Here is a 22,326-nt window from a genome sequence, read left to right on the forward strand (position 1 = left end):
AATGGAAAAAATCGGCGAAAATATTTGTTTCGGTGGACGTCAATTGCGCTACTGCCATGCCTCAGATGTATTGGGCTGCGAGATGAATTTCTCCATTTATCTGCCCCCACAGGCGGAGCAGGGCAAAGTGCCGGTGCTGTATTGGCTTTCCGGCTTGACCTGCACCGATGAAAATTTTGTGACCAAGGCAGGCGCGCAGCGATACGCCGCAGAACACGGTATTGCAATCGTTGCACCCGATACCAGTCCTCGCGGTGAGGGTGTGCCCGATGACCCGGAGGCCGCATGGGACTTTGGCCTGGGCGCCGGGTTCTACGTCAACGCCACGCAGTCGCCCTGGTCGCAGCATTACCGCATGTATGACTATGTGGTCACCGAGTTGCCAGCGCTGCTCAAGGCACAGTTCCCAGTGGATGAAGCACGGATGGCTATCTCAGGTCATTCCATGGGCGGTCATGGCGCATTGACTATCGCACTGAAAAACCCGGGGCGATTCAAGTCGGTATCTGCATTTTCCCCCATTTGCTCTCCCTTGCGTTGCCCGTGGGGCGAGAAGGCGCTGGGCATGTACCTGGGGGACGACCGCGCGACTTGGGCTGAGCACGACAGCTGTGCGCTGATGGCGCATGTTGAGGAAAAGTTACCTGCTTTGGTTGATCAGGGTGACGCAGATAATTTCCTGCAGGAGCAGCTTAAACCCGAGTTGTTGCAAGAGGTTGCCAATAGTGTTGGTTACCCTTTGGAACTGAGGATGCAGCCTGGTTATGACCATAGCTACTTCTTCATCGCGAGCTTTATTGGCGAGCACATTGCGTTTCACGCATCGCACCTGTAGTTGGGTGGTGGGCGCCTGACGGCGTCCCCAAAATGAGCCATACTCAAATGAGTAGACGCGAGTATAGAGAGGCGCCATTGGACACTGAAAGATTGCTGGCACAGTTACTGTGTCAGTACGAAAATACACCTGGTGGTCTGTTGCCCCTGCTGCACGCAGTGCAGGAAGATCTGGGGTATGTACCCCCTGAATCAATTCCGGCTATAGCCGAGGTGATGAACCTGTCCGCGGCTGAAGTGCACGGTGTGATCAGTTTCTATCACGACCTGAAAACCAGCCCCGTTGGTCGTCATACTTTGCAGGTATGCGCGGCAGAATCCTGTCAGGCTGCGGGCGGCAGAACACTGGAGCATGCTGCTCAGGAACAGTTGGGAATAGGGTTTGGTGAAACCACCGATGACGGTTCGGTAACGCTTGAAAAAGTCTACTGCTTGGGCAATTGTGCCTGCTCACCATCGGTGCGTATCGATAACGAAACTTATGCTCGCCTAGATGCTACAGGCCTGACGGCGTTAATAGCGAACATTGGTCAGGGGGAGGGCGCATCATGAGCCAACGATTTTTTATACCTCGGGATACTACGGCAGTTGCTGTTGGCGCGAACGAAGTGGCCAATACGCTGGCAGCGGTGCTGTCAGAGCAAGTGAGTGAAGCCACCATTGTGCGCAACGGTTCCCGTGGCGCGTTTTGGCTAGAGCCCTTAATGGAAATTGAAACACAAGGGGAGCGCGTCGGATTTGGCCCGCTATTCCCTGAAGATGTTGCTGATATTGTTGCACTGTCGCCTGCCGACCGCACCGAGCATCCAAAGTATTTGGGAAAGCTCGAGGAGCACCCATGGTTTGCAGGACAGCAGCGTTTGACGTTCGCTCGTTCCGGGCTGGACGACCCGCTGTGTCTGGATGCTTATCTCTCGCGTCATGGCTTTGATGGCCTTGAGCATGCACTGCATTTGCCGCCAGAAGGCATTGTCGACGAGGTGACGCGTTCTGGCTTGCGTGGTCGTGGGGGTGCTGCTTTCCCTGCGGGTATTAAGTGGAATACGGTGCTGCAGGCCGCTGGCGACGAAAAGTATATAGCCTGTAATGCAGACGAGGGTGATTCCGGCACCTTTGCCGATCGCCTGCTGATGGAGTCCGATCCCTATATGTTGATTGAGGGAATGACGATAGCGGGGCTCGCCGTAGGCGCACAACAAGGTTATATCTACCTGCGCTCTGAGTATCCTCACGCCTGGGAGGTTATGCACACTGCCATTGCCAAAGCCGAGGCGGCCGGTTACCTGGGAGAGGGCATCTGCGACAGTGATCGGCAATTCCATCTGGAGTTAAGACTGGGCGCGGGCTCTTATATTTGCGGTGAAGAAACCGCCATGCTGGAAAGTCTGGAAGGTCGTCGCGGGGTGGTAAGGGCAAAGCCGCCGTTGCCTGCGATTGAGGGCCTTTTTGGCAAGCCTACGGTAGTAAACAATGTTCTCACCCTGGCTGCTATCCCCACTATTATGGCGGGCGGTGCGGAGGCTTACGCCGCCCTGGGTCAAGGCCGTTCGCTGGGTACGATCACTTTACAACTGGCGGGCAACATTAAAAACGGTGGCCTGGTTGAAGTGCCTTATGGTGCCACTTTGCGAGCGGTTCTGGATCAGTTTGGCGGCGGCACCCGTTCGGGTAGGCCGATCCGAGCGATACAGGTGGGTGGCCCATTGGGTGCCTATTTACCGGAGCCACTTTGGGACACTCCGCTAGACTATGAGGCCTTTGCCGCGGCTGGAGGCATGTTGGGCCACGGCGGTGTCGTGGTGTTTGATGACACCGTCGACATGGCACAGCAGGCACGTTTTGCAATGGCCTTTTGTGCCGAGGAATCCTGCGGTAAATGCACGCCCTGTCGAGTGGGGTCTGTTCGCGGTACCGAGGTAATGGATCGAATTATTGCCAGGGAATCACTCGATGAGAACATGGCTTTGTTGGATGACCTTTGCGAAACCATGGAATTGGGCTCGCTTTGTGCCATGGGTGGACTGACGCCAAATCCGGTGCGCAGTGCACTGCAATATTTTCCAGAAGACTTCGCCTGAGGCGGGAGAACACGATGCTGCAATATTACGAACCGGAAAAAGACTACGGCACGCCCCCGGTCCAATCTTCCGAAATGGTGTCGGCAAATATCGACGGTGTTTCTATAGAAGTGCCTGCGGGCACCTCGATAATGCGAGCCGCTGCTCTGGTGGGAATCAAAGTCCCCAAGCTTTGCGCCACCGATTCGATCGACGCCTTTGGCTCCTGTCGTATCTGCCTGGTTGAGATAGAGGGACGCAGAGGTTACCCCGCTTCCTGCACTACGCCGGTGGAGGAAGGGATGCAGGTGCAAACTCAAACGCCGAAGTTGGCTAAAATTCGCAATGGAGTGATGGAACTTTATATTTCGGACCACCCGCTGGATTGTTTGACCTGCCCGACCAACGGCGACTGTGAGTTACAGGACACTGCCGGCGAGGTTGGACTGCGCGAAGTGCGCTATGGTTTTGAAGGCGAAAACCATTTGGCTGCGGAGAAAGACGAATCCAATCCCTACTTCACGTTTGATCCTTCCAAATGCATCGTCTGTTCGCGCTGCGTGCGTGCCTGTGAGGAAACTCAGGGGACCTTCGCGCTGACCATTGAAGGCCGCGGCTTTGACTCCAAAGTCAGCGCCGGTGGCGTTGATTTCCTGAATTCTGAATGTGTATCCTGCGGCGCCTGTGTTGATGCCTGTCCAACGGCAACGCTCACTGAAAACAGTATTATTGAACAGGGGAAACCCGAACATACGGTGCTGACAACCTGTGCTTATTGTGGCGTGGGCTGTGGCTTTCGCGCGGAGCTTAAGGGCGAGCAGGTAGTGCGAATGACGCCGTGGAAAGAGGGTAAAGCTAACGAGGGACACGCCTGCGTAAAGGGTCGCTTTGCCTTCGGCTACGCTACACATCCTGATCGTATTACATCGCCGATGATTCGAGACAGTATCGATGAACCCTGGCGTAAGGTGAGCTGGGATGAGGCAGTGAATTTCGCGGCGCAACGTTTCCGCAAAATTCAACAAGAGTACGGACGTAATAGTATCGGCGCTATTAGCTCCAGTCGCTGCACTAATGAAGAGGTCTATCTGATCCAGAAACTGGTGCGAGCGGGCTTCGGCAATAATAATGTTGATACCTGCGCCAGAGTTTGTCATTCGCCGACGGGTTTTGGCTTGAAGACTACGCTGGGTGAATCAGCAGGTACCCAGACCTTTGCGTCTGTGGCAAAGACAGATGTGGCAATCGTAATGGGCGCCAATCCCACCGAAGCGCACCCCGTGTTTGCCTCGAGGTTAAAACGGCGGCTGCGGGAGGGGGCCAAACTGATTGTGATTGACCCCCGCAAGATTGAGCTGGTGAGCTCGCCGCATATTCGTGCCGATTATCACTTGCCGGTTAACCCCGGAGCAAACGTCGCCCTGCTGAACGCTCTGGCGCATGTCATCGTTACTGAAAACCTGCACGACGCTGAGTTCATCGGCCAGCGCTGTGAGTCAGAAGCGTTCAGTGAATGGCAGGCGTTCATTGCCGATGACAGTCAATCCCCTGAATCACTGGAACAGGCCACCGGCGTCGACCCACAAACCCTGCGTGAAGCTGCGCGTTTGTATGCCAGCGCGCCTAACGGTGCCATTTACTACGGTTTGGGTGTGACCGAGCACAGCCAGGGTTCCACTGCCGTCATGGGTATTGCTAATCTCGCCATGTTGACCGGTAATCTTGGTCGTGAGGGGGTCGGGGTCAATCCCATGCGCGGCCAGAACAATGTGCAGGGCTCTTGCGATATGGGCTCCTTTCCCCATGAATTGCCCGGTTACCGGCACTTGTCGGATGCTGCCACCCGCGCACTGTTTGAAGCAGAATGGCAGGTGGATCTGGATCCGGAGCCTGGCATGCGGATTCCCAACATGTTCGATGCTGCGGTGGACGGACAATTCCGAGGGCTTTATTGCCAGGGTGAAGACGTGGCGCAGTCCGATCCTAATACGCACCACATTGAAGCAGCTCTCGGTGCACTGGATTGTTTGGTGGTGCAGGATATCTTCCTTAACGAAACGGCCAAGTTCGCCCATGTCTTTTTACCCGGCGCCTCTTTTCTTGAGAAAGACGGTACGTTTATTAATGCAGAGCGTCGGATTTCGTCAGTACGCAAAGTAATGTCGCCTCTGTCAGGGAAAGCGGATTGGGAGGCTACAGTGGCCTTCGCCAATGCCCTGGGCTGTGACATGAATTACCAGCACCCCTCAGAAATTATGGATGAAATTGCCAAGCTGACGCCCACTTTCCATGGTGTCAGTTATTCCTTATTGGATGAACTTGGCAGTATTCAATGGCCTTGTAATGAGCTTGCCCCTGAGGGCACGCCGACCATGCACGTGGACGAATTTGTGCGCGGTAAAGGTTATTTTGCGGTTACCGAATTCGTGCCTACGGAAGAACGAGCCAACAAGCGCTTTCCGTTGTTGCTCACTACCGGACGTATCCTCAGTCAATACAACGTCGGAGCGCAGACCCGTCGCACTGAAAACAGTACCTGGCATGAGGAGGACTTGCTGGAGATTCACTCCCATGACGCGCAGGAGCGAGGCATCAACGAAGGCGACTGGGTGGGGATTCAAAGCAGGGTAGGCACCACGGTGCTGCACGCACACATTTCTGATCGGGTTAAGCCGGGAGTGATATACACCACGTTCCATCATCCGGTATCAGGCGCCAATGTGGTGACTACCGACAACTCGGATTGGGCAACGAATTGCCCTGAGTACAAGGTGACTGCCGTTCAGGTTAGCAAGGTTAATGAACCTTCTGCTTGGCAGGCGAGGCAGCAAAAGTTTGATCGCCGTCAGCATCAGCTGCTGAAACAGGCGACGGAGGATGCCTGATACTACCTTTACCCTGTCGCGCAAGGTTTGGCGCCAGGGTCGTGTTAGCGAGGATTCGGACCAGGTTGTAGAAGAATCCCCCGTAGCGCTGGTTTATAACGGTATATCCCACGCCGTAATGATGGCTACCCCTGCAGATCTGGCCGATCTGGCTTTGGGCTTCAGCTTGTCCGAGGGCATTCTTGCTGACGCTGATCAATTAATTGGCCTGGATGTGGTGGCGAGAGATCAGGGAATCGAGGTGATCATGGAAATCAATGCTGAGCCTTTCGCTGCCCTCAAACAAAGGCGTAGAAACCTGACCGGTCGCACCGGCTGTGGGCTGTGTGGGGTGGAGTCTTTGGAACAGGCAATTACGCCGCCTCGCCAAGTCACTGCGGACGTGCGCCTGACCCACGAGGCGGTTCAACTTGGTTTGCAGGGGCTTGCCAGGGCCCAGATGCTGAAAACAAAAACCGGCGGCGTTCACGGCGCCGTCTGGTGTGATGCAGCTGGCAGTATCCGGTTGGTACGCGAAGACGTAGGCAGGCATAACGCGTTGGATAAATTACTGGGCGCGATGGTGTCTGGAAAAGAAGGTCGAGAAGGCTTCGTTTTGCTGACCAGCAGATTGAGTTATGAAATGGTGGCAAAAGCGGCAGCTTGCAACGTGCCAGTGTTAGCGGCCGTGTCCGCACCCACCGCGCTTGCGGTAAAGCAGGCCGAGGCCGCCCAAATCACGCTCGTTGGATTTGTACAGACAGGCAGGCAGGTAATTTACAACGGCGAATTCAGATTTCAGGAGGCACAAGACTAATGTCGGGGCAACAGATCGAACACCTTGTCAGTATGGCGAACCAGATTGCATTGAACTTTGGTGAGAAGCGCAATCTAACAGAGGCAGCACGCAAGACTGGAGAGCATCTGAAAAAATTCTGGACTCGGGCTATGCGTGAAAAATTATCCATTGAAGCCGCGGACAGCGAGGTGCCTCTATCCCCCGCCGTCAACTTGATGCTGGAACAGCAGCGCGGCCAGATCGGGAGTTAATGTTTATGAATACGCGTTTTTTCAGTTTGATCAGCCTGGCGGCTGTTGTATTGCTTGTTGTTTCTCCGCCTTTGCTTGCCGACGCACCAGACCCCCAGATTCGTGTGAGTGGCCAGGCCGAAGTGAGTATTGCGCCGGATATGGCGCTGCTGCAACTTACAGTTATGCGCGAGGCAGGTACTGCGCGTTTGGCATTGGATGCTAATTCCAGTGCAATGGCTGAGGTGTTAAAGGCTATGCGCGCTGGTGGTGTTGCGGAACGGGACTTGCAGACCAGTAATTTTTCAATTCAACCTCGTTACTTTTACCCTAAGCCTCGCAGTGAAAAGCCACCGGAGTTAGCGGGTTATATTGTTCGAAACAGTATTACTGTGACAGTACGTGATTTGAAGGCATTGGGAAGCCTGTTGGATAAGTCGGTCAGCCTTGGCGTGAATGAAGGTGGAAATGTTAGCTTCACTAACGACGACCCCTCCGCAGCAGTCGCAACAGCCCGCGCCGGTGCTGTGAAAGACGCCATGGCCAAAGCGCGCACCTTGGCTGATGCCGCGGGCGTGGTACTGGGAGATGTCAGCGAAATTTCTGAACAAACTCACATGCCGCAGCCGCGACATTATCGCTCTGAGAAAATGATGATGAGTGAGGCGGCCGATGCGGTCCCGATGATGGCAGGTGAAAATAGCTATCAGGTGTTGGTGCACATGAGTTTTTCCATCGATCAGTAGGCGCTCGCACAGCACTGTTGATTCATATTTCGCGCCAACCGGTGGGATTAGGATAGTGCAGTGGCTGGAAAGGGTGGCTTTAGCCGCCCTTTTTTATGTCCCGGGTTCAAGCGTCGTGAACCGTGGCTTTGATAGTTCCATTTAAGAATGAATATGCTAAATTGCCATCATAAGGCCGCAAATTCGGAGTCAACATGCGCTGGGACGATATAGACAAGCAGGTATGCTCGGTAGCCCGCTCACTCTCGGTCGTGGGAGAGCGTTGGACTATGCTGATTATTCGGGACGCATTTCTGGGTACGCGACGATTTGACCAGTTTCAAAGCAACCTGGGCATTACCAGGCATCGCCTATCGGAGCGATTAGGCAAACTGGTGGATGCTGGTGTGTTGGTGAAAGTGCCCTATAACGAGCGCCCCCTGCGTCATGAATATCGACTTACTCGCAAGGGACTGGGGCTTTATCCGGTGCTAATGAGCCTGGCTCACTGGGGCGACGAATGGATGGACAAGGGAGAGGGCGCTCCGCTGGAGTACGTGCATCAAAACTGCGGTCAGAAGACCCAGCCCACGTTGACGTGCAGCGAGTGTCACGAGCCACTGCGGCCTGAAGAGGTGACTCCCAGACTGGGGTCGGCACTCAAGGAATTGGCAGAACGCTTGCGAGTAGAGGGCGAGACCTTCGACGAGATTCCGCCGTTGCTGCGACGTTCTGTGTAATCGTTGTCCAGCCGTCTAGTCAGCATATATTCGACTAACCCTGGTCCGAATTACGGACTTCCCGCCTTATTAATCGTATGAAATAGTTACGTTAGCTGCCACCGCAAGGCCTGTGTTTAAGGTATAGAATCGCAGACCTAATAAGTTTGTCACCGCAAATTTTGTTCACGCGAGGGATTACTACAATGCAAAACTTCAAGCAAGCGGCGATGGCTGCAGCCGTACTTTCAGTCTTATCTTCAGGGGCAAATGCCCAGTTGGAAGAGGTTATCGTCACTGCCTCCAAGCGGGTTGAGAGTCTGCAAGACGTCTCTATGAGTATCTCAGCTATTTCAGGCGAGTCGATTACTCGCCTGGGTGCTGCAGATTTCAATGATTTGGCAGCTTCTGTTCCGTCACTGTCTTTACGTTCGTCCGGTCCCGGCCGCACCAAGCTGAATATTCGTGGAATATCTGCAGCCACCGGCGTAGCGCCAACCGTCAGTTTCTATATCGATGAAATGCCAATTTCGACGATCTCATCCGGTTCCTCGACTTCTTTTGCTCAAACCATCGTGGACCCAAAGCTTTATGATCTGAAGCAGGTGGAAGTTCTGCGCGGCCCACAGGGGACCTTGTACGGATCCAGTTCGATGGGTGGTACGGTTCGACTGATAACGGGTCAGCCGCTCGTAGGCGAATCAGAGGGCAGCGTTAATGCTGAACTCTCGGATACCAAAGAAGGGGGCATGAACTATGTTCTCAATGGCATGTATAACGCCCCCGTGAGTGATAACGGTGCATTGCGTGTGGTTGGTTCCTTTACAGATCGAAGCGGCTTTATTGACAGAGTAGATCGTGAGACAGGTGAGACGTTTGACGATGAGGTCAATTCAGAGGAATCGACTGCGTTGCGCGTTGCCTACCGGCATGAGTTTGATAACGCTTACATTCAGCCTTTTGTGTTCTACCAGAAAAATGAGATGGATGGAAAGCCAAGCTATGACGGCCCCAATGACGAGTTTCTTCAAGTACGCGAGTTCGACGCAGCAGAGCCGTTTGAGGATGAATTCACAATGTTTAACCTGACCTATGGTCAAGATTTCGAATCTATGGCTCTGGTGGCAAGTCTTTCCCAGCTCAATCGCGAGCTCGAAAATGTTGAAGATCTTACAGACCAGACTTTTGCTGCAGTTGGTCAGGGCAGTGAAGCAGTCTATGCCGACGAGTCAGTGGATTTGGACGACCTGACCTTTGAGGCGAGGTTGAGCTCAACCACTGATAATTCGCTGCAGTGGCTTGCCGGCGTATTTTATAAAGACGCGACAGCTGACTCTGGCTATCGTATGCAGCGCGGCTTTGACATTAACCTTTCTCCCTTTGGTCTCGCTAATACCCAGGATGAGAAGAGCTATAAAGAATATGCTGTGTTCGGTGAGCTTGGCATGGATATTGGCGAACGATTCACTTTGACCGTAGGCGGACGCTACCTGGATTACGACTTCGATCAGTACAAGGAAGATTGGGGTTTTGTCTATGATGGCGCCAATGGTGGAACAGACAGGGATCAGGCGAATATTCTTGACCTCTCGGTGTCTGATGATGACGTTCATGGCAAGGTCACGGGTACATTCCATGTGACTGATGTGAGTCAAGTGTACGCGACCGTCTCGAACGGGTCGCGCCCCGGCGGCGGTAATCGTTCGGTACCTCGCAGCACTAATCCAGCGGAGACAACAGCCTACGCCTGTAACCAGGATCTGAACGAACTAGGAATTTCCGGTAGCCCCGATTCCTATGAAGGTGATGAGGTTGTTAATACAGAATTGGGTTGGAAAACCATGATTGGAGACAGCCTGCGCTTCAACGGCGCTGTTTACCAAATGCAGTGGGACGATATCCAACAAGTTGTTAACACGAGTGGCGAGTGTGGCTTTAACTTCACTACCAATATTGGCGAAGCTGAATCTCGCGGTGTCGAGATGGAGTTGGCGGCGTCTATTACTGACAATCTGAATCTAAACATGGGTGTAGGTTATACGGATGCCGAGTTTAAAGATGATGTGCCTCAGGCCGGCATAGAGTCTGGCGACTTGTTGGCCGATGTTCCTGAGTGGACCTACAACATCTCGCTGGATTGGACGATTCCAATCAAAAGTGGCGAAGTGTTCACTGTATTAAGCTACAGCTATGTTGATGAGACGCTTGAATTGGCAGGCCAGCCCGGTGACGACCTGACTGACAATGGCATTATTTCGGGTAACGTAAAGCCCGATTATGAGATTGTTGACTTACGCGTCGGCTATACCAGTGATGGCGACTGGGAGGCGGTGCTGTTTGTCGACAACCTGATGGATGAGGAAGCTATTTATACCTACAGCGATGTGCTGGCATTTAATATTCCAGCTTATGATCGCACGGTACGCAATCGTCCGCGCACCTATGGCGTGTCAGTTAGCTATAGCTTCTGATAAACGCCGGCACAAAAAGGCCCTGCACGTGAGTGTAGGGCCTTTTTTAAGGTTATAGTGAGGTAGGACGATAATAAGAATATAAGCACGAGGAAATACATGAAAGTGAAAGAGTTGGGTCTGGTGCCACAGATATTAATTGGTGTCACTCTGGGTGCACTTACCGGTGTATTGTTTCCCGAGCTCGGAAAGACACTGGGCCTATTCGGCCAGCTCTTCGTAGGTATGCTTAAAGCAGTGGCACCCTTGCTGGTGTTGGTGCTGGTGATGTCGGCTATTGCCAACCGTCATGAAACCGGTAGCGATGGTCGCAAAACGCTGGTGGTTTTGTGCCTCTATCTGATCGGTATGGTGAGTGCGGCGTTAGTGGCGTTGCTCCTCAGCCAGCTGTTTCCTCAAACGATCGCGCTGACCGGAGCTGCTGATGGTGCGCCGCCTGATGCTGTCGGTTCGGTGTTAACCGATGTTCTATTTAAGTTGATCGACAATCCTATTAATGCGCTCTTAACTGGTAATTTTCTTGGATGCCTTAGCTGGGCGGTTCTGTTGGGTGTCAGTTTTCGCGCTGCCCCGGCTCCCTTTAAACAAAATTTACAGGTGTTGGCCGATGGCGTCAGCCAGATTGTGCGCTATGTGATTCGTCTGGCTCCTATTGGCATCTTTGGCCTGGTTTGCGTCACCGTGGCGACAGTTGGCGTCGAGGCCCTGGCGAATTATGCAAACCTGGCGGTGTTACTGGTAGCGGCAATGCTGGTGATGGCCCTGTTTGTAAATCCTTTATTGGTCTTTTTGCTGACGCGCAGTAATCCATATCCGATAGTGTTTCGCTGCCTCGAGGAGTCGGGGATTACCGCGTTCTTCACCCGTAGTTCGGCAGCCAATATTCCGGTGAACCTTAACCTGGCCAAAAAGCTAGGGATAAGTGAAGAACTTTATACAGTCACGATCCCGGTGGGCGCTACGGTAAATATGTCTGGTGCGGCGATAACGATCACAACACTAACCCTGGCGGCGGCGAATACTCTTGGTATTGAGGTTTCGCTGGCTACCGCGCTTTTGCTGTGTGTGATTAGCGCGCTGTCTGCCTGCGGGGCCAGCGGCGTTCCCTCGGGCAGTCTTTTGCTAATTCCCTTGGCGTGCTCTCTGTTTGGGATACCTCTTGACGTGTCCATGCAGGTGGTCGCGGTTGGCTTTATCATCAGTGTCATTCAAGACTCTGCAGAGACCGCTCTAAATTCCAGCACCGATGTGGTCTACAGTTATGCGGTCGATCGTTGGAGAAAAAGCGAGACACAGGTCTCTCAACCTCAAGGCAGTTGAGATCTCACTTCCGCTAATTGCGCGCAGAGATCGGCTGCGCCCAGGGCAATGCGGGCAGTCGGTCTCTGGATGATATCAGGGTGGATGTGGAGTAGGGCATCTCGCTTGACGGCGTGCAGGCTGTCATAGCGTTTCCAGTCGTCAAGCCATTCCGGTCGAGCTACCCCCATGCCACTGGCTACGATCGCGTCTGGGTTAATGTCCAGAACTGACTCCAGGCTGATTCGCGGAGCGAGCTGGGTTTCTGCAGCAAACACATTGCTTCCCCCGCAGAGGTCTATGACGTGGCTAATCATGTGTTGACCATTGATAGTCTGTAGCGGTTTATTCCATATCTGATAGAACACAGTCAGAGGTAGCTGGTTTTGATGGAGCACGCTTAGTTCTTCAATCGTATTTTCAAATGCTGTCGCGTTTAATTCGGCCTCTGCTTCAGTCCCTGCAAGCACGCCAAAGTCACGGATACTGTCGGCGATATCCTCCAGTTCCCTGGGTTCGCTGACGTAAACTTTAATCCCGAGACGCTCCAGCTGTGATCGAGCGGCGGTGCCATTGCCTGAGCCCCATAACACGACCAAATCGGGATCCATTGCCACTACGGTCTCCAGACTCCAGGCATAAGCGCTCCCGACTTGCGGAATAGACCTGGCCTGCACAGGATGGTCACTATAGTTAACGACCCCTATCAGCTTATCTCCAGCACCTGCGCTAAACAGGTTTTCCACAATATGCGGAGCGAGACCGATAATAGTCTCGGCTGGCTTAGCCAGAGTAACTTCTCGGCCAATAGAGTCAGTAACTTGTGGGCCTGCTAGACCGACACTGCTAAAGATGAGCGCAATTATAAGACCAAGCAGGCGCTGCATTAGACGTGGACAACCAGGGGTGAGTTGTTCTCAGGATGGCGCTGTACCAAGACACTGACATTAAAAATCCGTTGAAACATTGTTGGAGTAAGCACTTCCTCGGGTGTGCCGTAACTGTGTTGCGTTCCCTGATGCATGACTAGCAGCTGGTTCGCATGGGCTGAAAGCAGATTGAAATCGTGGGTTGCCAAGATAATTGTGCAACCTGTTTTTGCCAGTGTGGCAACGAGGTCTAGAACCATCCGTTGATGTGATAAATCCAGAGCAGAGTTGGGTTCGTCCAGCAGCAGCAGTCTGGTCGGGGCATCCTCTTCTCGCCAAACCTGAGCTACTGCTCGCGCCAGCTGCACGCGCTGTTTTTCGCCTCCAGAGAGCTGCGTGTAGGGGCGATGTCGAAGTTCCGTGGTGTCGGTCGCAGTCATTACCTCTTGTAAGACTTCTTTGTCACACAGGTTGCCCGAAGCATGGGGAGTTCGGCCTAGTAGGATGACTTCTTCCACGGTAAAGGGGAAATTCAGGGCGGCGCTTTGAACCTGCATCGCCAGGGCGCGAGCTCGGACTAATAACGGCCAATCTTTAAGCGGCATTTCATTGAGATACAGCTCACCGGAGGTGCAGGGTATGCCGCCGGCAATGCAGTGCAACAGGCTGCTCTTTCCGGCGCCATTGGGGCCCATCAAACCCAGTACTTGTCCGGCCTTCAAATTGAAGGAAATGTCTTGTAATAGTGGGCTGCCATAAGGGGCAGCACAGACCGAATTTAGCGATAGCACGTTCACTACTGCATTCCGTAATCGCTGCGGCGATGCAGGAGCGAGATAAAAAATGGCACGCCTATACAGGCGGTAACGATGCCAACGGGCAACTCTGTTGGCGCAATCACGGTGCGGGCGACGATGTCCGCACAGACAAGTAATATGGCTCCTGCCAGCGCAGACGCCGGCAATAAATAGCGGTGATCCGGGCCAATTAGCAGACGCACGATATGGGGAATCACCAAGCCTATAAAAGCGATCGTTCCTGCCAGTGCAACCGAGGTGCCCACAGCGACGGCAACGACAACGACAATCCAGGTCTTGGTTTTTTCCACATTTACGCCCAGATAGCGGGCTTCTGACTCCCCCAGCAACAGCGCATTAAGAGCGGTTGCATAGCGTGGCAGGGTTAAGACAACGAGTAGACATACCGCCAGGGCAGCGGTAACTCGTTGGTAATCTGCGCCGTCCAGTCCCCCCATGCGCCACAAGCTGATGCGCCTGAGTATTTCATTGGAAGAGAATAGCTCCAGAATGCTATTCATCGCGCCCGCCAGAGCAGTAATCGCGATACCTGCCAATAACATAGTGGCTACCGAGGTGCCCTGTTCGGAATTCGCTAAGCGATAAACAATGATTACCGCCAGCATGCCGCCAACGAAGGCGCCCACTGAAATCAATCCGAGACCTCCCAGGCCGGTAATCCAGCTACCAGCGCTGGCGATCATTATACTGGCGCCCAAAGATGCACCGGCGGTCACACCGATGAGTGAAGGGTCTGCCAGCGGATTGCGAAAAATACCCTGCATAGCAGCGCCGCTGATGCCGAGCATCGCGCCGACGATTGCCGCCAGTAAGGCTCGAGGCAGCCGAATCTGCCCGATGATAACGGACGCCCGGTCTCCCGATTGCTGGAGCAACTGTGTCAGCGCCTGCAGACTTTCTTCTACACCGAGACTGACACTGCCCCAGGCTAATGCCCCCAGTAATGACAAGGGCAGCAGCAATAACAAAATGACCAGTAGTCTTTTTGCCTTGATTTCGCGGCCAATGATCATGCGGCATCGAACCACTGGGAGAACAGTTGGGTAACTTTATCGCTGGTTGGCTTGAGCAGAACGGGGTTCATATCGGCCAGGGCGGGGACCCCGGGCGCTTTGGCCTGTGAAGCCTGCCTACGAGCGACTTTTCCACCTTGCGTGGTCACTGCGCTGTTGAGTAAGCTATTTTGAGATTTGAATGGAGCTGGACTAACGCTCCGTCGAAAAAGTATGCGATACAAGCCTGCCACCAGTGCGCTCTTTCCAGCATCCGACGTCGTTGCCTGTATCATTAGTGCTGCGGGCACAGTCAGTAGTCCACGCCCAGCCTGGCTTTCACACCCGCCTGAAAGGCGTGTTTTATTTCTTTTACCTCAGATACAGTATCCATCAGCTGCTGCAGTGCGGACCCGCCACCGCGGCCGGTAACGACTACACTCTGGTTGCGAGGACGGTTGGCAATGGCTTCAAGTATTGTTTCCTCTGGCAAGTATTTGTAGGCCAGCATGTAGGTTATCTCGTCGAGCACAACCAGGTCGTAACTCGGGTCGTCCAGCATCGGACGGGCCACCGCCCAGGTGTCTTGGGCTGCCTTGATGTCGCCTTCCCGGTCCTGGGTGTCCCAGGTAAAACCGGTGCCCATCTGGTAAAAGTCGACCTCCGGACAGTGATTCTTGAGATAAATTTCTTCACCGGACAGCTGCTGCCCTTTGATAAATTGAATGACGCCGACTTTATGGCCGTAGCCCAGTGCCCGCATTACCATGCCAAAGGCTGAACTGGACTTGCCTTTGCCGTTACCGGTTAGCAGAATCGAAACACCGCGCTCTTCGTCAGCGGCTTCAATATTGGAGTCGACTTTGGCCTTTTGTTTCTCCATGGAGGCTTTGTGTCGGGCGTTCTTTTTTTCGTCGTTCATGCTAGTCCTCAATATGGCCTGTTTGCTGGCAATCGAGGGAGGGAATCAGGGAACGCGATAGCGAGATCGAGCAGCCTTTAATGAAGCCCTCCGCCTCATCGGTGCAAAGTCCAGGCAGGTATCGGGCTTACAGTCATTGACTGTATACCGTTGCGGGGGCAGCGGTGGTATCTCACCACACTTCCCATTTAACCCGCCCCTCAGTTAGTCCTGTGGCGGGCACCTGGCACGGGCTGGATTGTGGGCGCGAGCCCGGTCTTTGTCAATCTGAAGGTATCTGAAAGCACTGCATAATGTCGTAGAATGCAAAGCTCATGCGTTGTGAGAAATCGATTGTGACAGTATCAGAAGTTCAGCGAGAACAAGTGGCCAGGCTGTTAGGCCGCAAGCCTCGTGGTTTGGAGGATGTACCTGTCTTGGGACCCGACGGACAACCCAGGGTGATACGTGTAGCGTCATTGGTAAACGAGAAGCCTTTTCCAACACTATTCTGGTTGGTGGACCCAGACTTGAATTATCGGATCGATGGTGAGGAGGCAAACGGATTGATTGCCCTGATGCAGGCTAAAATCAATGATAGCCTCGAGCTCAAGTCTGCTATGGTTGAAGATCATAAGTGCTACATCGCTCTTCGTGACAGCTTCATATCAGAAGAAGAGCGACGGCATATTGAGCGCCTGGGCTTCACCGATGTATTCCAGTTAAAGGGCGTAGGCGGCATCGCAGACTATACTCGCATACGCTGCCTGCATACCTGGTATGCGGCGCATCTAGTGACTGCAAATACAGTGGGCAAGTTGCTGGATGAACATTGGCGACAAAATCTGGACTCGTCTTGTCATTAATGGCGCAGGATTTATTGTAATTTGTGGTGATCGCTAACTTATAGGGTGTCTTATGTTTGTTCGCATGTCGGTTGTTGTTTTGCTAGCTTTGGTTCTAAGTGCTTGCGGTGACGCGAGCACGGTTGGCAATGAAGCGGTAAGCCGCAGTCTCAAGCCTGCCGACGCTGAACTGGCCAGTATTTATAACCGCAGCTGTCGCAGTTGTCATACGGTCGCGGGAACGGGGTCCCCGCTCACGGGTGACAAGATTGCATGGGCTCCGCGCATGGCAAAGGGTATCAACACACTGCTGGATAATGTGGTTAATGGCTATGGTGGAATGCCGCCCCTTGGGCTTTGTATGGACTGTGATGCTGACCAGTTCGAGGCGTTGATCGTGTTCATGGCGACAGGGCAATAGCAATGTTGAATAGACGCAACCTGATTGCGGCAATGGGTGGACTCGCATTGGCGAGTCGCTATGGTGTACTTCCTGCAATGGCTGCAGAGAAACGTCGCCTACCATGGCGCAATTGGTCGGGTTCCCAGCAATGTCTGCCTCAGTCGCGTATTGCGCCCGCAAGCCTGGCCGAACTGCAGGAGTTGGTGGCAAGTACCGAGGGAATTATTCGCCCGGTTGGCGCTGGGCATTCCTTCTCTCCTTTGGTTCCAACGGATGACACCCTGGTTTCCTTATCTCGATTGGGTGGCGTGAGTGATGCCGATAGTGCGACGCTGCAGGCCACAATTGGCGGAGGCACCCGCTTGGGGGATATAGGGCAGCCGCTGCAAGATGCAGGTCAGGCATTGATTAACATGCCTGACATCGACGAGCAGACGCTCGCTGGCAGTTTGGCGACTGCAACCCATGGTACGGGCGCTGGGTTGGGCTGCATGTCTACCTTTGTAAAGGGTCTACAAATTGTCAACGCTCGCGGCGAACTGGTGGATTGTGATGCGCGCAACAAGCCTGAATTGTTTCAGGCGGCCAAAGTTTCGTTGGGCAGCCTGGGTTTGATCACTCAGGTCCGAATGCAAAGCGTGGAGCCCTATCGACTGCGTCGCGAAACCGTGTGGATGGAATTTGAAGAAATGTTGGAAAATGCCGACAGCATGGCTGACCAGCATCGAAACTTCGAGTTTTACTACGTGCCGTTTTCCGGTATGGGTTTCACCGACGTTCATGACCTCACCGACGAGCCTGTGGGTACCACTGGCAAGAATGACCCCAACGAAGGGGCAATGGAACTTAAGATGCTGCGGGATTGGTTGGAGTGGTCACCCACCCTGCGGCGATTGGTTCTGGGCTCCTATGCCAGCACTATTCCCGATGAGATCACCATTGGTAACTCCTGGAAAAACTATGCCAATGAACGCAACGTGCGTTTTAATGAGATGGAGTATCACCTGCCGCGAGAGGCGGGCTTAAAGGCATTAAGAGAAATCGTTGCAACGCTTGAAAGCAGTCATCATGAGGTGTTTTTCCCCATTGAAGTTCGCTATGTCAAAGGGGACGATATCTGGCTTAGCCCGTTCTATCAGCAGGACTCTCTGTCAATCGCGGTACATCGTTACTTTGAAGAGGATTACAAACCCTACTTCAAAACACTGGAACCGATATTTAGAAAATATGGCGGTAGGCCGCATTGGGGAAAACTGAACAGTCTGGGCGGCGCCGACTTCAAGGAATTGTATCCACACTGGAACGACTTCGCTGAGGTGCGTGCCCACATGGACCCAACAGGACGCTTTCTTAATCCGTACCTGCGTGATTTGTTTATGGGCGAGACCGGCTGATGAACCGACGTAGCGTGCTGCTTGGAGCGGCCGGATTGGCGGGTGCCGGGTGGTTGCTGCGTCCCACAGATACGGGAGAGAACCACGCGCCGTATTTTCAAGCGCTAAGCGAAGGTCTGGGTCAGCAGGGCAGAGCGGTGCCTACTCTGGTTATAGACCGCAACGCATTGCATGAAAATATAGCGACCTTAAAGCGTCATATTGATGATCGCTTTGCCTATCGTATCGTGGCTAAGTCGCTTCCGTCCCTGCCGCTGCTAGAAGAGGTGATGAAATACTCGGGCAGTAATCGACTGATGTTGTTCAACCAGCCATTTATTAATCAGGTGGCGGTGGCTTTTCCAGAAGCAGATGTTCTACTCGGTAAACCGATGCCCGTCGCTGCGGCAAGAAGTTTTTATGCAGAATATTCAGGTGGGCCATTCACCGCTTCCCAACAATTACACTGGCTGCTGGATACACCTGAGCGCGTTATGCAATATGCTGCTCTGGCGTCGGAGTTGGGTGAGACCCTGTCCATTTGTATTGAGCTGGATGTGGGGTTGCACAGAGGTGGAGTCAGTAATGATTTTGACTTTCTTGAGATGTTGACGCTGCTGCAGGATTCGGAGCATTTAAAGTTTCGCGGACTCATGGGTTACGAACCGCACATTGTGAAAGTGCCGGGCAACCCGGAAACCTATCGAGATGCTTCGATGGCTGCTTATAGCCATTATCTTGAACTGGCTCGCAATACTTTGGCCGCGGATTGGCCAGTGGCTCCCATCCTGAATGCGGCGGGGAGCCCTACCTATCAGCTATATGATCGCGGTGACTATCCCTTCAATGAATTGGCAGCGGGCTCGTGCCTGGTGAAGCCTTCTGACTTCGATCTGCCCTCGCTGGAAGATCATATTGCCGCCAGCTACATCGCTGCCCCGGTGCTTAAACGGCTTGAGCAAACACGTATTCCAGGGATTGATTTGGGCAAGTTGCAGGCTATGTGGAACCCAAATCGCGAGCGTGCGTTTTTCACCTATGGTGGCTATTGGAAAGCAGAACCGGTCTCTCCCCGAGGCCTGAGTACCAATCCGCTGTACGGTCGTTCAACTAATCAAGAGCTGTTTAATGGTTCCAGCAGTGTTGATCTGCAGCCTGATGACTGGGTGTTTTTGCGCCCTACGCAGAGTGAGTTTGTGTTTTTACAGTTTGGTGATATCGCCGTTTATGAAGCGGGTCGCGTGACCGAACAGTGGCCAGTGTTCATGACCGAGGCCTGAATTTGGGCTTTGCGGTCCCCGCCAGTGCATGAGAGCTTTAACCTGTGCATCCCTGACGAACAAGGAGCCCCGTTGCGCCAGCGTTGCGCGGCTCAAAGTATCTCAGAAGCCTAACGGCAGCAATTGATCTTGGGTAATAGTAATACCCTCTAATGCCAAGAGATCATGCCGGTGTTATATTGTCCGCCTTTTTTAGAGGGTTATCTCTCTTAGCTAAAGCCACAGAAAGGTTTATTGAACATGACTGCCAATACAGACGATCTCCGGATTCAGAAAACCAAGGAGCTGATGTCTCCTGAGCAATTAATTGGAGACATTGGTGTTAGTGATGCTGCTGCCTCTGTCGTCGCCAACGCGCGGCGAAGCATACACAACATACTTACTGGCGAAGATGATCGCCTGCTGGTAATCGTGGGCCCCTGTTCTATCCATGACCCGGATGCCGCGCGGGAATACGCAGGGAAATTAAAAGCCGCGGCCGACGCGGTTGCCGACGATGTATTCGTGGTGATGCGAGTGTACTTCGAGAAACCACGCACCACGGTGGGCTGGAAAGGCCTGATAAACGACCCCGATCTGAACAATACATTTCAAATTAGCAAAGGTTTGCACCTCGCGCGGAGGCTTCTCGCTGACCTTGCAGACATGGGGCTACCGACCGGCACTGAATACCTGGACTTGATCAGCCCGCAGTATTACGCGGACTTGATCTCCTGGGGGGCTATTGGCGCGCGCACTACCGAGAGTCAGACTCATCGGGAACTGGCGTCCGGCCTTTCTTGCCCCGTCGGCTTTAAGAACGCTACAGACGGCGATATTCAGGTCGCTGTCGATGCTATTAACTCAGCCTCACAGCCTCACAACTTTTTATCGGTGACCAAGCAGGGACACTCGGCAATTTTTCAGACCGCTGGCAATGAGGACTGCCATATTATTCTTCGCGGAGGCAGGCACCCCAATTACGATATGTTCTCAGTCGATGACGCCAGTAATATGTTGACCAAGGGAGGTCTGGCCGCACGAATCATGATTGATGCCTCCCATGCCAATAGTCGAAAAATTCCCGCTCGCCAGCTGGATGTAGCCTCAGATATCGCTACACAGGTGGCTCGAGGCAACAACAATATTTTCGGCATCATGCTTGAAAGTAATCTGGTAGAGGGTCGCCAGGACGTAGTGTCGGGGCAGCCACTAACTTACGGGCAGAGTATCACTGACGCTTGCGTTAACTGGGATGACACCCAGTCATTGCTGCTGGAACTGGCCACTGCGGTGCAACTGCGTCGCGGCTAGCGCCTGCGAGCTCGTTCTTTGGCCGCAGTCATTTGGTCCAGGTAAGTCAGCATCTCCATGGTATTCGTATCCGGATCGAGAATCCTTGACTTGTATACATCAAACACCAGTTGCTGTACTTCGGCGTTGTCAGGCCTTGCGTAAAATAGCCAGTCAGTAAGGTGCGATGCAAGCCGAATATCCTGAGTAATCAGTTTGCGAGCATAGCTGGTGATTGCCGGGATGTTGCCGCCCGCCAGTTCGATAATCATATTGCCCTGCTGCTCCATAGAGGCGGGGGTCCAGTTTGAGGGAATATCATCCCACCAGCCGGTGTACTTCTTGATCACCATTTTGGAAATGTCGTTGGGGGTGACGTACTGCACGTTAAGGCTGGGGTGATTGGCCAGATGCTCCGGTAGTTGTACGGAGCCAAAAATCTGTTCCTTACGCTTGCCTGCGTTGAGCCCATCAATCGTGTGGTCGACGATGTAGTCGAAAGCCTCTGCCAGCGCCAGGAAGTTCTCTTGAATGACCGCAGGTTCAGTAATTTCTTTACCGTGAGCTGGTAGCAGAATTTGTGGATTCAGTGCAGCCATTTCCTTCATAGCCACAGACCATTCTTCGACATGGCGTTGTGAGCGCTTGCCATTCCCTGCGTTGGGGAGGAACCCCTGGTAGTAGTCGGCGCTGGCGAGCGCCTCACGGCCGGGGACCCAAACGTAAAGCTGATCGTCAGTTTCTCCTTTGTGATGTTGCAGTATAAAGGTTTCGTCACCGACTTCGATTTCAAGTCGGTCAGTGAAATAGCGGGTAGGCCATACCAGGTCAGAGGTGGAGGCGGGCAGCTGATCTTCCGGCTGACTCATGTATCTGGCCAGTGAGCCTCGCAGTCGAATATAACGATTGAAGCGAGGTTTGAGTAAATCGTGTGCGATTATCTGCGGTGTTTCTCCGGCTTCTATAATCGCCCAGGTACCGTAAGCGTGATCAACATGTCCATGAGAATATATGACGGTGTGGATGGGCTTGTCTGTTACTGAACGTATGGCATCGAGAACGGCAGGGCCTGCAGGCCCCATGCCGGCATCGACCAACACGACACCTTCCTCGGTGACAAAAAATGCCGCGTTTACGATGGGCATTCGAATCAGGTAGCTGCCAGGGCCGACTTCAACAACATGGGTTTTCTTGCGTACGTCCTCAATGGCAGATTTGGTGCGACCGAACATATTTTGCGCTGCTTCGATTGAGTATTCGCCACCGAAAGAACCGCCTTCCATCAGGCGGCTGATGATTTCGGGGTTTTCTGCTAAAACCATGGTGCGAGTTTTAACGCCAGCTGAATTCCCAACCACTTCAACAGCGGCCGATCTGGCCTTATTTGCTGTATCCCGAGCGACGGTGGCGATATCAGTATCTGAAAGCAGCATTCCAATCAAAAGTGAGAGGGCGGCCACAAGGCAATAGCTCAACAGATTTTTCACGTAATTCTCCAGAAATTTTCCAGCATTTTATCGGTCAGGTGGGTGTTTGATAAATGGCCATTCGGGCCGAATTATGCCGGCTGGACTG

Annotated in this window: 21 protein-coding genes and 1 riboswitch; of the genes, 15 read left to right on the top strand and 6 right to left on the bottom strand. The window is 53.3% G+C overall.

All coding sequences use genetic code 11. The features are described from left to right. Position 1 precedes the first annotated feature (1 nt). From fghA to sstT, 10 genes are all read left to right on the top strand, one after another. Entirely contained in the window at positions 2-835 is an 834-nt protein-coding gene (fghA, locus tag EYC87_RS04475; protein WP_279251795.1) for an S-formylglutathione hydrolase, read from the top strand. A 47-nt stretch (positions 836-882) separates the two neighbouring features. Then, positions 883-1,386 (top strand): formate dehydrogenase subunit gamma, encoded by a 504-nt coding sequence (locus EYC87_RS04480; RefSeq protein WP_279251796.1) that lies wholly within the window; start codon positions 883-885, stop codon positions 1,384-1,386. Then, positions 1,383-2,912 (top strand): formate dehydrogenase beta subunit, encoded by a 1,530-nt coding sequence (locus EYC87_RS04485; protein WP_279251797.1) that lies wholly within the window; start codon positions 1,383-1,385, stop codon positions 2,910-2,912. The genes EYC87_RS04480 and EYC87_RS04485 overlap by 4 nt, the downstream gene beginning before the upstream one ends. Positions 2,913-2,926: 14 nt before the next feature. Continuing rightward, positions 2,927-5,776 carry a formate dehydrogenase subunit alpha gene (gene fdhF, locus EYC87_RS04490; RefSeq protein WP_279251798.1) on the top strand — a complete coding sequence of 950 codons (2,850 nt, stop codon included), beginning with the start codon at positions 2,927-2,929 and terminating at the stop codon, positions 5,774-5,776. Next, positions 5,769-6,572 (top strand): formate dehydrogenase accessory sulfurtransferase FdhD, encoded by an 804-nt coding sequence (gene fdhD / locus EYC87_RS04495; protein ID WP_279251799.1) that lies wholly within the window; start codon positions 5,769-5,771, stop codon positions 6,570-6,572. Before fdhF ends, fdhD begins: the two co-directional genes overlap by 8 nt. Then, positions 6,572-6,805 carry a formate dehydrogenase subunit delta gene (locus tag EYC87_RS04500; RefSeq protein ID WP_279251800.1) on the top strand — a complete coding sequence of 78 codons (234 nt, stop codon included), beginning with the start codon at positions 6,572-6,574 and terminating at the stop codon, positions 6,803-6,805. Before fdhD ends, EYC87_RS04500 begins: the two co-directional genes overlap by 1 nt. Positions 6,806-6,810: 5 nt before the next feature. Continuing rightward, entirely contained in the window at positions 6,811-7,530 is a 720-nt protein-coding gene (locus EYC87_RS04505) for an SIMPL domain-containing protein (protein WP_279251801.1), read from the top strand. 194 nt (positions 7,531-7,724) lie between these two features. After that, positions 7,725-8,249 carry a winged helix-turn-helix transcriptional regulator gene (locus EYC87_RS04510; RefSeq protein WP_007230297.1) on the top strand — a complete coding sequence of 175 codons (525 nt, stop codon included), beginning with the start codon at positions 7,725-7,727 and terminating at the stop codon, positions 8,247-8,249. A 185-nt stretch (positions 8,250-8,434) separates the two neighbouring features. After that, positions 8,435-10,699, top strand: coding sequence for a TonB-dependent receptor (locus EYC87_RS04515; RefSeq protein WP_279251802.1), 2,265 nt, complete (start codon positions 8,435-8,437; stop codon positions 10,697-10,699). Between the two features lie 99 nt (positions 10,700-10,798). After that, positions 10,799-12,019: a serine/threonine transporter SstT gene (gene sstT, locus EYC87_RS04520; RefSeq protein WP_007230283.1), complete on the top strand. Its 1,221-nt coding sequence runs from the start codon at positions 10,799-10,801 to the stop codon at positions 12,017-12,019. On the opposite strand, the gene EYC87_RS04525 is transcribed toward sstT, so the two are convergent. The 5 genes from EYC87_RS04525 to cobO are packed head-to-tail and all read right to left on the bottom strand — an operon-like array spanning position 12,007 to position 15,599. Then, positions 12,007-12,885, bottom strand: coding sequence for a cobalamin-binding protein (locus EYC87_RS04525; RefSeq protein ID WP_279251803.1), 879 nt, complete (start codon positions 12,883-12,885; stop codon positions 12,007-12,009). The genes sstT and EYC87_RS04525 overlap by 13 nt on opposite strands. Beyond that, complete coding sequence (locus tag EYC87_RS04530) at positions 12,885-13,664, bottom strand: heme ABC transporter ATP-binding protein (protein ID WP_279251804.1); 780 nt, start codon at positions 13,662-13,664, stop codon at positions 12,885-12,887. The genes EYC87_RS04525 and EYC87_RS04530 overlap by 1 nt, the downstream gene beginning before the upstream one ends. Then, a complete protein-coding gene (locus tag EYC87_RS04535) occupies positions 13,664-14,698 on the bottom strand; it encodes a FecCD family ABC transporter permease (protein WP_279251805.1) in 1,035 nt (344 codons plus the stop codon). The genes EYC87_RS04530 and EYC87_RS04535 overlap by 1 nt, the downstream gene beginning before the upstream one ends. Then, the gene (locus EYC87_RS04540; RefSeq protein ID WP_423243960.1) at positions 14,695-14,988 is read right to left on the bottom strand and encodes a hypothetical protein; all 294 of its coding nucleotides are present in this window, start codon (positions 14,986-14,988) and stop codon (positions 14,695-14,697) included. Before EYC87_RS04540 ends, EYC87_RS04535 begins: the two co-directional genes overlap by 4 nt. A gap of 2 nt (positions 14,989-14,990) precedes the next feature. After that, entirely contained in the window at positions 14,991-15,599 is a 609-nt protein-coding gene (cobO, locus tag EYC87_RS04545) for a cob(I)yrinic acid a,c-diamide adenosyltransferase (RefSeq protein ID WP_007230268.1), read from the bottom strand. A 96-nt stretch (positions 15,600-15,695) separates the two neighbouring features. Further along, a riboswitch (cobalamin riboswitch) is annotated at positions 15,696-15,841 on the bottom strand. A gap of 93 nt (positions 15,842-15,934) precedes the next feature. Between cobO and EYC87_RS04550 the strand changes: the two genes are divergently transcribed. From EYC87_RS04550 to EYC87_RS04570, 5 genes are all read left to right on the top strand, one after another. Further along, the gene (locus EYC87_RS04550; RefSeq protein WP_279251806.1) at positions 15,935-16,444 is read left to right on the top strand and encodes a DUF501 domain-containing protein; all 510 of its coding nucleotides are present in this window, start codon (positions 15,935-15,937) and stop codon (positions 16,442-16,444) included. A gap of 52 nt (positions 16,445-16,496) precedes the next feature. Next, positions 16,497-16,844, top strand: coding sequence for a c-type cytochrome (locus tag EYC87_RS04555; protein ID WP_279251807.1), 348 nt, complete (start codon positions 16,497-16,499; stop codon positions 16,842-16,844). A gap of 2 nt (positions 16,845-16,846) precedes the next feature. Continuing rightward, positions 16,847-18,220, top strand: a complete 1,374-nt coding sequence (locus EYC87_RS04560; protein WP_279251808.1) for a D-arabinono-1,4-lactone oxidase — start codon at positions 16,847-16,849, stop codon at positions 18,218-18,220. Beyond that, complete coding sequence (locus EYC87_RS04565; protein ID WP_279251809.1) at positions 18,220-19,479, top strand: DSD1 family PLP-dependent enzyme; 1,260 nt, start codon at positions 18,220-18,222, stop codon at positions 19,477-19,479. Before EYC87_RS04560 ends, EYC87_RS04565 begins: the two co-directional genes overlap by 1 nt. A gap of 240 nt (positions 19,480-19,719) precedes the next feature. Beyond that, positions 19,720-20,772 carry a 3-deoxy-7-phosphoheptulonate synthase gene (locus tag EYC87_RS04570; RefSeq protein ID WP_279251810.1) on the top strand — a complete coding sequence of 351 codons (1,053 nt, stop codon included), beginning with the start codon at positions 19,720-19,722 and terminating at the stop codon, positions 20,770-20,772. Here the strand turns inward: EYC87_RS04570 and EYC87_RS04575 are convergent. Further along, complete coding sequence (locus tag EYC87_RS04575) at positions 20,769-22,238, bottom strand: alkyl sulfatase dimerization domain-containing protein (protein WP_279251811.1); 1,470 nt, start codon at positions 22,236-22,238, stop codon at positions 20,769-20,771. The two genes, EYC87_RS04570 and EYC87_RS04575, sit on opposite strands and share 4 nt — an antisense overlap. Between the last annotated feature and the right edge of the window lie 88 nt (positions 22,239-22,326).

It is taken from the genome of Candidatus Seongchinamella marina, assembly GCF_026262685.1.
GTDB classification, from domain to species: Bacteria; Pseudomonadota; Gammaproteobacteria; order Pseudomonadales; family Halieaceae; genus Halioglobus; species Halioglobus marinus.